Consider the following 13,022-nt stretch of genomic DNA (forward strand, 5'->3'; position numbering starts at 1 on the left):
CGACGAGTTGGCAGCAGTGGTCAGGGGAGCGGTCAGCGATGAGTGAGGTGTTGCTCGATACGGGCGATCTCGGCGAAGCCGAGGACGTCCTGGGGGCGAACTTCGTCAAAGTGCGGATCCGCGCCAATCCCGGCGGGTCACCAGTTCGCACGCGAGTGTTGCGGAGTTCCTTGGGTTCGCTGACGCTCGATGACTTCCGTTTCAGCTACAGCATGAGCTTCGATGGTGAACCGCCCGACCAGCTCATGCTGTGTCGGGTCCGGTCCGGGGTGCTCGAAGATCGGTTGCCGGAGGGGGACCCGACGATATTTTGCGCGGACGACGTGGGGTTGTTCGGTCTGGTCGAGGGTGTGCCGCTGTCGGGTGCGGTGCATCATTCGAACTACGACGTCATCCTCATCGACAGGCACCTGTTCGGCGAGGTCGCCGCCAACGTGTCGGGCAGCGATGAACCTATCCAACTCACTTCGACCACGCCGGTTTCCTCGGTTGCCAACCGGCACCTGGTCGGGGTGATCGACTCCATCCGCACCACGGCGCTCACCAATCCGAATGCGACCGAGAACTTGTTGATCGCGGGGGAAATGCAGCGCCAACTCGCCTCCAGCATGCTCGCGGCCTTTCCGAACACCGCGCTGTTGAACCCGACCATCGAGGACCGGCGGGACAGCACCCCGGTCCTGCTGCGCCGGGCGATCGCATTCATCGAGGAAAACGTCCGCATCGACATCTCGTTGGCTGAAATCGCCCGCGCGATCTACGTAACACCGCGTGGGTTGCAGTACATGTTCCGCCGGCACCTGGACTGCACGCCCATCGAGTATCTGCGTCGAGTCCGGCTGCACCATGCCCACCACGACCTGATCAGGTTGAGCCGCGCTCAGACAACTGTCTCCGCTATCGCGACGTGGTGGGGGTTCGCCCATGTCGGCCGGTTCTCGGTCTACTACCGGATGGTCTACGGCCAGAGCCCGCACGTCACACTTGACAGCTGAGCGTCAGTTCTCTCGGTTCGGTTGTCCCGCTCGGTATTTCACCGCTTTGCGCTGTTGGCGGTGCGGCGCGCCGTCTTCGCGGCCGCCTCGTCGGCGTCCAGTTGGTCGGCAACTTCCAGGGACGGAGCGCCGCCCCCCAACCGGTGCGGCACCCAGAACTCGCCGGCCGGATGCGGGTAGTCCTGCTGCGCCTGGTGCAACAACGTGGTCATCGATTCGCGAAGGGCGACTCCGGTCTGCTCGTCGTCTGACGCGGCGTGCAGCGGTGCCCCCACCGTCACGGTGACCGGCACCTTCGCGCGGCGCAGATTCCTGGGGTGGCCCTTGGTCCAGAGTCGCTGGGTACCCCAGACGATCATCGGGATGATGGGGACGTGCGCTTCGCCGGCCATCCGCTCGACGCCGGTCTTGAACCGCTTCAACTCGAAGCTGCGACTGATCGTCGCCTCCGGAAAGACACCGACGAGTTCACCTTCGTTGAGTCGCTGTACGGCAGCGGAAAACGCGAGCGCGCCGGCGTTTCGATCGACCGGGACGGTTCTGGTGTGCTTGATCGCGAAGTTGATGATTTTGACCTGCTGAAGTTCGGCCTTGACCAGGTAGCGCAACCGGCGGTGTTGCCTGCGACGGGTGGCCAGTCCGGCCGCCATCCAGTCGGCGTAGCTGGTGTGGTTGATGGCGACCACGGCGCCGCCGCGCTCGGGGATGTGTTCCAACCCGGTGCAGCTGATTTTGGTGCCGGTGCGCAGAAAGAAGGCCTGCGCCATGATTTCCATGCTGCGGTAAGTCAATTCCGCCATCGCTCGCTTCTCCTGCCGATCACGCTGCCCCCTGGTCGCACAAGGGCGTCACAGCGATAGCCGGCGCGCGATTTACCGCAACTCTAGCCGTGGGTCGGCGGACATCACCCTGGCGGCCTACCGTGCGAAGGAGTCAAATGGGTAGGACCACTGAATCTGTGCGATTGACGCCGATGGACGGGCCGGGATGTGAAGCGACTTAACGGTGTGGACGCCTTGATGCTGTACACCGAGACACCTGAAATCCATATGCACACGTTGAAGATCGGTATCCTCGATGTGTCAAAAATGCAGCAGGACTTCAGTTTTGACTTATTCCGGCAGGTCGCCTATCCGCGTCTGATGGCGCTGGAGCCGCTGCGTTATCAACTCGTGGACATCCCGCTGAAACTGCATCACCCGATGTGGGTGACGAACGACGATATCGACCTCGACTATCACCTACGCCGAGCCCGGCTGTCCGCCCCGGGTGGTCGGCGCGAGCTCGATCAGTTGATCGGGCACATCGCGAGCACTCCGCTGGATCGGGCTCGGCCCCTGTGGGAAATGCACGTGGTCGATGGTCTCGCGGACAACCGGATTGCCATCGTGCAGAAGGTCCACCACGTTCTTGCCGATGGTGTCGCCTCGGCGAACCAGATGGGACAAGCGATGGCGTCGCAGCAACCTGGCAAGGTGTCCCGCCCGGGCGGCGCGCATCCGCAACCAGCGCGATCCGATCTGCTGAAAGCGGCCGCCCGCGACCATGTGGGACTGATCCGAAAACTGCCGCGCCTGGTCAACGAGACGGCCACCGGCGTGTCCCGGGTGCGACGCAGGTCCAAGGAACGCGGTACGCACCCCGACCTGGCCCGCAACTTCGCGCCTCCGACCTGCTTCATCAACCACCGGGTCACACCGGGGCGCCGGTTCGCCACCGCGCCGCTGGCGTTGTCGGACGTCAAGCAGACCGGCAAACACCTTGGCGTGACGCTGAACGATGTCGTCCTGGCCACGGTGGCGGGTGCGTTGCGGCGGCTATTGCTGCGCTACGACGGGCAGGCCGACTCACCACTGATCGCCGGTGTACCGGTGAGCTACAACGTCTCGCCGGATCGGTTGGCGGGCAACGAATTCACCTACATGACACCGTCGTTGCCGGTGCACATCGAGGACCCGTTGCAGCGGGTGCGACTGACGTCAATGGCCACCAAGATCGCCAAGGAGAACCACCAACTGCTCGGTCCCACCGTGTTGCCGGCCTGGATGTCCTACCTCCCGCCGGCACTGGCGCCCGGCATGTTTCGCAGCCAGGCCCGTCGCGTCGAGTCGGCGAGCGTGATGAACCTGACCGTCTCGAATGTGCCCGGACCACGGGAACGGGGCCAGATCGAAGGCGCCACCGTCAGTGAGATCTACTCCGTCGGACCGATTGTCGCCGGCAGCGGCCTGAACATCACCGTGTGGAGCTATGTCGACCAGTTGGCCATCTCCGTGTTGACCGACGATCTCACCCTCGACGACCCACACGAGGCGACCGACGCCATGATCGAGGCCTTCATCGAAATCCGCTCTGCCGCGGGTCTTTCCGCAGAGTTGACGCCGATCGGCGACGTGCTGCCGCTAGCTGCGGCGGTCGGTTAGTGCCACCGCAACGCTGGCGCAAGCACGTCGTGATTCGGCTGTTGGTGGCGGCACTGGTTGGGGTCGCAACCATCCTGCTGGTCGGATTCGCGGCAGGCTGGCCGTATGCACCGAGCGTCGGCTGGATCGCCGCGGCGTGCGTCTATCTCGGCTGGACGTGGATCGTGGTCCTGCCGATGGATGCCGACCAGACACGCGAACATGTCGAGCCCGAGGACCCGCCGCACGGGTGGCTCACCGATGCCGTCATTCTCTTGGCGAGTGTGGCGAGCCTGGCCGGAGTCGGTCAGCTGCTGGCCGCCGGTTCCAAGGCCGGAGCGGAGCGCAATCTCGCCGCGGCAGTCGGAGTGGTCGGCATCGTCGCCGCCTGGTGCGTCGTGCACACCGTCTTCAGCGTCCGCTACGCCGACGTCTACTACTCGAACTCCGGGGAAGGCATCAACTTCAACGGAAACGACAACCCGCGATTCCTGGATTTCTTCTACCTCGGGTTCACTATCGGCATGACCTACCAGGTGTCCGACACCAGTCTGGAAACCGGTCAACTCCGTCGGATCGCGCTTGCCCAGGCGTTGCTCTCTTACGCGTTCGGTGCGGTCATTCTGGCGGTCACCATCAATCTGGTTGTCGGACTGAGCAACTCGGCCGGTTGACGAAAGGAGCTGAAGAATGTCGGACCCGGATCGGGCCGCGCGCCGCAGGGCGCAGGTCATCGAACATATGCAGAGCGAGAACGTGCAGCAGTGGGATCGAACGATGGCGACGTTCAGTCACGCGCGTTCGTCGCGATCGCAAGCGTGGCGGAGCCGGGCGCAGCGGGTCGCGACCATCGGACTTCGTCGCGATCGCAAGCGTGGCGGAGCCGGGCGCAGCGGGTCGCGACCATCGGACTATGAACTCCCCGACGGCACGGTGTACGACGGTGCCGACGCGGTGATGCGGTACTGGATCGACGGCCGCTCCCTGGTGCCCGACCAGATTGCGGGCCGGGTGAATACGCTGGGCGAACGGGTGAATCAGTAACCTCGGTCGAGTGCCTGACGCTCCGATCCGCAGTCTGATCCCTGCCCGTATCGACCGGCTGCCCTGGTCGAGCTTTCATACCCGGATGGTGGTGGCCCTCGGGGTGGCGTGGGTGCTCGATGGCCTGGAGATCACCGTGGCCAGCGCGGTCGCGGACACGCTGACCGAGCCCGAGACGCTGAATCTGTCATCGGCGGCGGTCGGGCTGACCGCCACCGTGTACCTGGCCGGCGAGGTGGTCGGTGCGCTGTTCTTCGGTCGGCTATCCGACAAGTTGGGTCGCCGCAACCTCTTCATGGTCACTTTGGGCGTGTATTTGCTGGGCAGCGGCTTGACGGCGCTGACCATGGGTAACAACGTCGGCTGGCTCGCGTTCCTTTACCTCACTCGCTTCATCGCCGGAATGGGCATCGGCGGTGAGTATGCGGCCATCAACTCGGCCATCGATGAACTGATCCCGGCGAAATACCGCGGTCGCGTCGACATCGCGGTCAATGGAACCTATTGGGCGGGCGCGATCCTCGGCACGCTGGGGACCTTCATATTCCTTCGGATGATCGACCTGAGCCTGGGCTGGCGGCTGGCTTTCCTGATCGGTCCGGTGTTGGCGACGGTGATTCTGCTGGTGCGCCGCGATCTGCCGGAGAGCCCGCGGTGGCAGGTCATGAACGGCCGCGCCGAGGCGGCCGAGCAGACCATCTCGTTCATCGAGCAGGAGGTGGCGGCCACCGGTGTCACCCTGCCCGCGGTCGATGACAGCAAAGCAATCGAGCTCCGGCCCACCGAGGAAATCGGCTACCTGGCGTTGACGCGGGTGCTGTTCCGCGTCTACCCGGGCCGGGCGGTGCTGGGCGCCGCGCTGATGATCAGTCAGTCGTTCCTCTACAACGCGATCTTCTTCACCTACACCCTGGTACTGGGCAAGTTCTACGGCGTGCCGTCCGGATCCACACCGCTCTATCTGATCGCATTCGCCGTCGGCAACCTGCTGGGCCCGGTGACCCTCGGGCGTTTCTTCGACACCATCGGTCGCCGGAAGATGATCACGGGCACCTACGCGCTGTCCGGGATTCTGCTGGCGGTCAGCGCGGGCCTGTTCCAGGCCGGGCTGCTCAACGCCATCACCCAGACCATCGCCTGGTGCGTCATCTTCTACATCGCCTCGGCCGGTGCCAGCGCGGCGTACCTCACGGTGAGCGAGATCTTTCCGCTCGAGGTCCGGGCCAAGGCAATCGCGGTGTTCTTTGCTATTGCGCAAGCTTTCGGTGCCCTCGGGCCGATCATCTACGCCGCACTCATCGGTAATGGCGAGAAACCGCTCCCGCTGTTCCTGGGGTATCTACTGGCCGCGGTGATCATGGTCGCGGGGGGAGCGGTCGCTTGGTTCCTCGCCGTCGACGCCGAAGGCAAGTCGTTGGAGGACATCGCCGCGCCGCTGTCGGCAAGCAGGGATTAGGCGGGTCGCGAGGCGCAGCCCGCGATTACGCGGTTAACAGGATTCGACATACTGAACGCTGGGTATGGTTCCGACCGCATTGACCCAGTGCAAAGCCATCAGCCAATGAAAGGCCTCACTCGAGAGGGACGTCGGTGGTCTTCCGTGCAGACCAGGAGATCGGGCGCGACCTAGCTGCGGTCGACTGGTCGTCAACTCCACTCGGGCCGGTAGAGGACTGGCCGCAGAGTCTCCGTACCGCCGTGGACATCCTGCTGTCGTCGCAGTTCGCGATGTGGATGGGTTGGGGTCCGGAGCTGACGTTCTTCTGCAACGCCGCGTACCGCCGCGACACACTCGGACGCAAATACCCGTGGGCACTCGGGCGCCCGGCCGGCGAGGTTTGGGCCGAAATCTGGACCGACGTCTTCCCCCGCATCGAAGGGGTGCTCGAGACCGGACAGGCAACCTGGGACGAGGCGTTGATGCTCATCTTGGGGCGGTCGGGCTACCCGGAGGAGACCTATCACACGTTCTCCTACAGCCCGTTACGCGACGACGACACGAATGTGGTCGGAATGCTCTGCGTGGTCAGCGAGGACACCGAGCGGGTGATCGCGCAGCGCCGCATAGCTACGCTGCGCGACCTCGGCTCCGACCCGAGCGTCGTTCGCACCGAGCGGCAAATGCTCGACTTCGCCGCCGTGCAACTGGGGAACAACCCCTACGACCTTCCGTTCACCCTCACCTATCTGTTCGACGACCGCGGCCACGCACGATTGGCCGGGGTCAGCGGCATAGCGTCCGGGCATCCCGCAGCCCCGGAAATCATCCCGAACTCCAGCCCCATGGTGTGGCCCGTCGACAAAGCGGCCGGGGGCGAGTCCGCACTGCTCGAGCTCGATGGCGCCGCATTGGCGCTGCCCACCGGCGCCTGGTCCGAGCCGCCCACTCACGGGCTGGTCGTGCCGTTGCTGCAGCAGGGTGGCGCACCGGTCGGCTTCCTGGTCGCGGGGCTGAACCGATATCGCGAGTCCGATGACGGCTACCGAGGCTTCGTCGAGCTTGTCGGCAGGTACCTCGCCGCGGGGGTGAGCAGTGCGCGCAGTTACGAGGCTCAGCAGCTGCGCGCCGAAGAGCTGGCCGAGCTCGACCGCGCCAAGACGACATTTTTCTCCAACATCAGCCACGAGTTCCGGACGCCACTCACGCTGATCCTGGGACCGGTCGACGAGTTGCGCAGCCAGACGGCCGGCCTCGATGAGCACGCCCGCCGCGAACTCGAGCTCGTGCACCGCAACGGCTTGCGGCTGGCCAAATTGGTCAACACCCTGTTGGACTTCTCGCGTATCGAGGCGGGGAGGATGCGCGCCCGATTCGAGCCCGTCGACCTCGCTGCGGTCACCGCGGATCTGGCCAGCGTCTTCCGTTCGGCGATCGATCAGGCCGGGTTGACGTTTACGGTGGATTGCCCACCGCTCGACGAGCCCGTCTACGTGGACCGCGAGATGTGGGAGAAGGTGGTTTTCAACCTGCTCTCCAACGCGCTGAAGTTCACCTTCGACGGCTCCATCGATGTGCGGGTCACCCGCGAAAATGACCAGGCTGCGGTCACGGTGGCCGACACCGGAATCGGCGTTTCCGCAGCGGAGATGCCCCGGCTCTTCGAGCGTTTCCATCGGATTGAGACGGCCCGTGCGCGATCCACCGAGGGCAGCGGCATCGGACTGGCCCTGGTAAAGGAACTGGTCGGGTTGCACGGTGGCACCATCGACGCCAGCAGCACCGAAGGTGTGGGCACCGCATTCACCATCCGAGTGCCCTTCGGCGGGACTCATCTGCCGACAGATGAGTTGGCCCCGCCATCAGCCTCCGCCCAGGTAGCCGTCGCGAACGCCCAACCGTATCTGCAGGAAGCCATGAGATGGCTGCCCAGGGAGCCTGACTTCACGCCGTCGGACACCAGCACGACGGCGGCTGCAGCCCCTGCCTTCGTTGCCGACTCCGGCCGTGCCGCACGGGCTCGGGTGTTGATCGCCGACGACAACGCCGATATGCGTGAATATCTGACCAGCCTGCTGACACCCGCCGGTTACGACGTGAGCGCGATCAGCGACGGACGGCAGGCGCTCGAGGCGATCCGCGTCGAGGTCCCCGACCTGGTCATCAGTGACGTGATGATGCCGGGCCTGGATGGTCTGCAGCTACTTGCGGCGTTGCGCAAGGATCCGCGCACCGCCGCGCTACCCGTGCTGCTGTTATCCGCTCGCGCCGGGCAGGAAGCCTCGGTGGAGGGTCTGTTGGCCGGAGCCGACGACTATCTGGTCAAACCCTTTGCCGCCGCGGATCTGCTTGCCCGGGTCCGCGCGAATGTGGAGTTGGCGCGCCTGCGCAACTATCACGCCCGCTGGCGCACCGCCCTGGTGGATTCGCTGCAGGAGGCCTTCTTCGTCTGCGACGAGCACGGCTCCGTCATCGAGATCAACAGCGCTTTCACCGAAATCCTCGGCTATGGGCCGGAGAACTTGCCGTACCCGGCCGTTCACCCCTGGTGGCCTGATGTCGACGCCGATCCCGAATCTTTCCGGCAGGTCGAGACGGCTTTCGCCGGCCTGCTGAGCGAAACTCACGGTGCGTTCACGGTTCCGGTCACCCACAACGACGGCCACCGGGTCTGGGTCGCGGTCAATTTCAACCACGCCGACGATCCCGACTCGGGGCGACGCGTCATGGTCGGCACCTTCCGCGACGTTACCGCCGAGCACTACGCCGTGCAAAGCCAGAGCGCGTTGGCCGGCCTCAATCAGCAACTGGCACAAGCAGATACACTGAACGACGCGCTGCAGGGTGCCGCCGAGGTACTGCTTCGGGTATGGAACGCCCGGCGCGTGTCGGCGGTGACATTCAGTCGCGACTCGCAACAGCAGCGCACGCTGGACCTGGTTTGTGCCGGGGAGCAAGCCAAATGGGCCGAGCTGCCGGCACGCCAGCGCGAGCTGATCGAAACTCTGCGCGACGCCGATCTGTTGAGCGTCCACACCGAAGAAACCGGGGCCGCGGGCATCGTGCTGCAGCATCCCCGCGGCCTGCTGGTCGTCTGGATCGAGTTGTCCGAACGCCGGCGGTTCACCCGTGAGGACCACACCCTGCTCACCGTGCTGGCCGGTCGGCTGGCTCAGGGACTGCACCGCGTGTACAAACTCGACGAGCAACGCGAAACCGCGTTGGCCCTGCAGCACGCAATGCTGGGCCCGGCAACGCTTCCGGAGGGCTTTGCCGTGCGGTACCGCCCCGCGACCCATCCGTTGCAGGTCGGTGGTGACTGGTATGACGTCGTCGAACTCGACGATGAGCGCGTCGCATTGATCGTCGGCGACTGCGTCGGTCATGGTCTGGCCGCGGCCACGGTGATGGGCCAGTTGCGCAGTGCCTGCCGTGCCCTGCTACTCGAGCAGCCCAGCCCGAGTGCCGCGCTCACCGCCTTGGACCGCTTCGCCGCGCGGCTGCCCGGGGCCCGCTGCACTACGGCATTCTGCGCGGTCCTGACCCTTGGCACCGGTGAGCTGGTGTATTCCAGCGCGGGTCATCCGCCGCCTGTCATGGTGCACGCGGACGGGACCACCGTGCTGCTCGACGGCGAACATGGGCTGCCCCTGGCGTTGCGGCCCGATTGGACTCGACCCGAGTGCCGGGCCAAGATGCCGCCTCGCGCGACGCTGTTGCTCTATACCGACGGACTGGTGGAACGCCGCGGTGCATCGCTTGATGACGGCATCGACCATGCCACCGATCTGCTGCGGGGCGGGCTGTCCGAGGGCATCGAAGATGTTGCAGAGCAACTCATGTCACAAATGGAGCCGTCCGGCGGCTACCCCGACGACGTGGCAATGCTGCTCTATCGGCAGCCCGCTCCGTTGGCGATGGAATTCATCGCCAACGCCAGCCACCTCGCCGGGAGCCGGGCAGCGTTGCGCAGTTGGCTGACCCGGGCCGGCGTCGAACCCGATCAGATTCAGAACGTCCTCATCGCGACGGGCGAGGCGTTGGCCAATGCGATCGAACACGGTCATCGCGACCGGCCCGGGGGCACGGTCTCATTGCGTGCGACCGCGATCGTCGACCGGCTGCAGGTGACTGTCGCCGACACCGGCGCGTGGAAGCAGCCGACAGTTCTCGAGGGGTTCAGCCGTGGTCGCGGTATATCCCTGATGCGAGTCCTCATGGAGGACTTCGATATTCAATCCAGCGATACCGGCACGACAGTTCACATGTACACGAGGATCACGTAATGGCCACACAGCTCACCCTGAACACCGATCGTGACTCCGACGGGGCGTCTCGCATTGTTGCGACAGGGGAGATCGACCTCAGCAACGTCGGCTCATTCACCCGGGCGCTCGCCAGCGCCAGCGCGGAAACCAAAGGTCCGCTCACTATCGATCTCAGCGCCGTCAGGTACCTGGACAGTGCGGGTATCAACGCGCTGTTCGATCACGTCGACGAAGTCGACCAGCTGCGCGTCATCGTCCACCCCTTGCTCGTGCGAGTCCTCACCGTCAGTGGTTTCAGCAAGATCGCGACCGTCGAAGCCGCGGCCACCGATCAGGCCGGCCACGGGGACGGTGCCTGAATCCCGCTGCCCGCCTGCCATTTTCCGATCAGCGTGACTTTTTCGAATTGTGTGTGTAAATAGTCCGCAAGGTGTATGTTCGGCAGCGGTTTGCCGTGCGGCGCGGGCGCATTTGGTCTGTCGTGAGCGGATGTGGCTTTCGTGTGCTACTGGTGTGAGCGGCAAACGCTTACCCGTCCGGAGCGGGCGGCTCCGACCTGCGCTTTTGCCGGTAAGTCAACGGAAAATGAACCGAGATCGTATAAACGTCGCCACCCTGATTTATGTGTACTTGTTTCGACGGCGCGCTCGATGCAGGACCGATGCGATGGACTCGCCCAGCACGACGACGTGACGTCCGATTAACCGACACCTCAAATACGTGTGACGTCGCGATCGCGATGTCCGAGATCGCGAGATGCCAAGGCGCGCTGGGCTCTGTTACGTTTCGGCCATGCACCTGGCAACCGGCGTTTCGGAGCGTCGCACTGCCCTGCGCTGTTGTCGCTGACCCTCCAATCCCGCGCGCGGTGTGGTGTCGAGTCGGCTGATCGAAGTATGAGAGCCCTTCCGCAGTAACGGGATCCGACTATTCCCGTTTCGTTCCACATTCAGCTCGGAAGGCCTTTCATGATTCGCAGAGCGTCCCGCTGGCGGCAAGCCGTCGGCCTGACGCTGGTTGCCGGTGTGATCGCCGCGTGCCACGGCGGCGCCAGTGACGCCATAGACGGCGGGCTCAACACCGTGAGCACCAGCATCACGCTGGTCGCCTACTCCGTACCCGAACCCGGCTGGAGCAAGGTGATTCCGGCATTCAACGCCTCCGACGAGGGGCGCGGCGTGCAAGTGATCACTTCTTACGGCGCCTCCGGCGACCAGGCCCGCGGCGTGCTGGCGGGAAAGCCGGCCGACATCGTGAACTTCTCACTGCAGCCTGACGTCAACCGACTCGTCAAAGCGGGCAAGGTCGCCGCGGACTGGGACACCGAAGCGAGTAAGGGCATTCCGTTCGGATCCGTGGTGACGCTGGTCGTGCGTAAGGGCAATCCGAAGAACATCAAGGATTGGGACGACCTCCTGCGGCCGGGCGTGGAAGTCGTCACACCGAATCCGCTCAGTTCGGGCGGGGCGAAGTGGAATCTGCTGGCCCCCTATGCCGTCAAGAGCGGCGGTGGTCGCAATCCGCAGGCAGGCACCGATTACATCAATGCCCTGGTGCGCGAGCACGTTAAACTCCGTCCTGGCTCGGGGCGAATCGCCACCGACGTGTTCATCGAGGGCACCGGCGACGTGTTGCTCAGCTACGAGAACGAAGCCTTCTCCATCGAACGGCAGGGCCTTCCGGTCGAACACATCAACCCGGCCCAGACCTTCAAGATCGAGAATCCGGTTGCGGTGCTGACCAGCAGCCAGCACGTGGCGGCGGCCACCGCCTTCAAGAACTTTCAGTACACCTCGGCGGCCCAGCGGTTGTGGGCGCAGGCCGGATTCCGTCCGGTGGATCCCTCCGTCGCCACCGATTTCCGGGACCAATTCCCCGTACCGGTAAAGCTGTGGACCATTGCCGACCTCGGCGGTTGGAGCAACGTCGACTCGCTGCTGTTCGATCGGAGCAACGGCAGAATCACCAAGATCTACCTGCAGGCCGTCCAGTGACCGCCGTATCCCCGGACCCGGTGATTTTGGCAGTCGCAAACCTTCCCGACGAGCCGCCCGACGCTCAGTCGCGCATCCCGATAGTCAAGCCGCCGGGCGGTCTGCCCCTTCGGGTCGGCGTGATCACCCTATGGCTGTCGGTCATCGTGCTACTGCCGGTGGCCGCGATCGCCTGGCAGGCCGTCGGCAGCGGCTGGGAGCATTTCTGGTTGGCCGTGACTTCGCATACCGCGCTGGAGTCATTCAAGGTGACGTTGATCATTTCCGTCGTGGTCACCACTCTGGACGTGGTGTTCGGCGTGCTGGTCGCCTGGATGCTGGTGCGCGACAACTTCCCCGGCAAAGGCCTGCTGGACTCGATCATCGATCTGCCCTTCGCGCTACCGGTCATCGTCACCAGCCTGGTGATGCTGGCGCTGTACGGCCCACACAGTCCCGTAGGCCTGCATCTGCAGCACACCCCGCCGGGCGTGGGGATGGCGCTGGCGTTCGTCACGCTGCCGTTCGTGATCCGGGCCGTTCAACCGGTGCTGCGGGAAATCGACCAGGAAGTCGAAGAAGCCGCGGCATCGCTGGGCGCAAGCGAGGTAAAGGTATTTACCTCGATCGTGCTGCCGTCGCTGGTACCGGCGATCATGTCCGGTGCGGGCTTGGCATTCTCGCGGTGCATCGGTGAGTTCGGCTCGGTGATCACGATCGGTGGCGCTGTTCCGGGTAAGACCGAGGTGTCGTCGCAGTGGATCCGCACTCTGATCGAGAGCGACGACCGCCCCTCCGCTGCTGCGGTATCTATTGTGCTGCTGACCATGTCGTTCACGGTCCTCTACGCGTTGCGCATCTTCGGTGGTCGTGCAGCCAGACGCGAGGAGCGCGACAAGTGA

10 protein-coding genes are annotated in these 13,022 nt (G+C 64.7%); 9 read left to right on the plus strand and 1 reads right to left on the minus strand.

The genetic code is table 11. The features are described from left to right. The first annotated feature begins 38 nt into the window (after window positions 1-38). Complete coding sequence (locus ACZY1I_RS03910) at window positions 39-995, plus strand: AraC family transcriptional regulator (RefSeq protein WP_463752941.1); 957 nt, start codon at window positions 39-41, stop codon at window positions 993-995. A gap of 38 nt (window positions 996-1,033) precedes the next feature. Here ACZY1I_RS03910 and ACZY1I_RS03915 read toward each other — a convergent pair whose 3' ends face one another. Continuing rightward, entirely contained in the window at window positions 1,034-1,795 is a 762-nt protein-coding gene (locus tag ACZY1I_RS03915) for a lysophospholipid acyltransferase family protein (RefSeq protein ID WP_463752942.1), read from the minus strand. A gap of 189 nt (window positions 1,796-1,984) precedes the next feature. Here ACZY1I_RS03915 and ACZY1I_RS03920 point away from each other — a divergent pair, with 189 nt between their 5' ends. The 8 genes from ACZY1I_RS03920 (at window position 1,985) to cysT (ending at window position 13,022) form a co-directional block, all read left to right on the plus strand. Further along, complete coding sequence (locus ACZY1I_RS03920; protein WP_463752943.1) at window positions 1,985-3,418, plus strand: WS/DGAT/MGAT family O-acyltransferase; 1,434 nt, start codon at window positions 1,985-1,987, stop codon at window positions 3,416-3,418. After that, entirely contained in the window at window positions 3,418-4,071 is a 654-nt protein-coding gene (locus ACZY1I_RS03925; RefSeq protein ID WP_463752944.1) for a DUF1345 domain-containing protein, read from the plus strand. The genes ACZY1I_RS03920 and ACZY1I_RS03925 overlap by 1 nt, the downstream gene beginning before the upstream one ends. 16 nt (window positions 4,072-4,087) lie before the next feature. Then, complete coding sequence (locus ACZY1I_RS03930; RefSeq protein ID WP_463752945.1) at window positions 4,088-4,441, plus strand: hypothetical protein; 354 nt, start codon at window positions 4,088-4,090, stop codon at window positions 4,439-4,441. A gap of 10 nt (window positions 4,442-4,451) precedes the next feature. Then, entirely contained in the window at window positions 4,452-5,897 is a 1,446-nt protein-coding gene (locus ACZY1I_RS03935) for an MFS transporter (protein ID WP_463752947.1), read from the plus strand. A gap of 134 nt (window positions 5,898-6,031) precedes the next feature. Next, complete coding sequence (locus ACZY1I_RS03940) at window positions 6,032-10,165, plus strand: SpoIIE family protein phosphatase (protein WP_463752948.1); 4,134 nt, start codon at window positions 6,032-6,034, stop codon at window positions 10,163-10,165. Continuing rightward, window positions 10,165-10,506, plus strand: a complete 342-nt coding sequence (locus tag ACZY1I_RS03945; RefSeq protein WP_463752949.1) for an STAS domain-containing protein — start codon at window positions 10,165-10,167, stop codon at window positions 10,504-10,506. Before ACZY1I_RS03940 ends, ACZY1I_RS03945 begins: the two co-directional genes overlap by 1 nt. Window positions 10,507-11,115: 609 nt before the next feature. Next, on the plus strand, window positions 11,116-12,141 hold the full coding sequence (locus ACZY1I_RS03950) for a sulfate ABC transporter substrate-binding protein (protein WP_463752950.1): 1,026 nt from the start codon (window positions 11,116-11,118) through the stop codon (window positions 12,139-12,141). Between the two features lie 74 nt (window positions 12,142-12,215). Next, window positions 12,216-13,022, plus strand: a complete 807-nt coding sequence (cysT, locus tag ACZY1I_RS03955; protein WP_463753498.1) for a sulfate ABC transporter permease subunit CysT — start codon at window positions 12,216-12,218, stop codon at window positions 13,020-13,022.

Source organism: Mycobacterium sp. IDUB_37 (genome assembly GCF_055419245.1).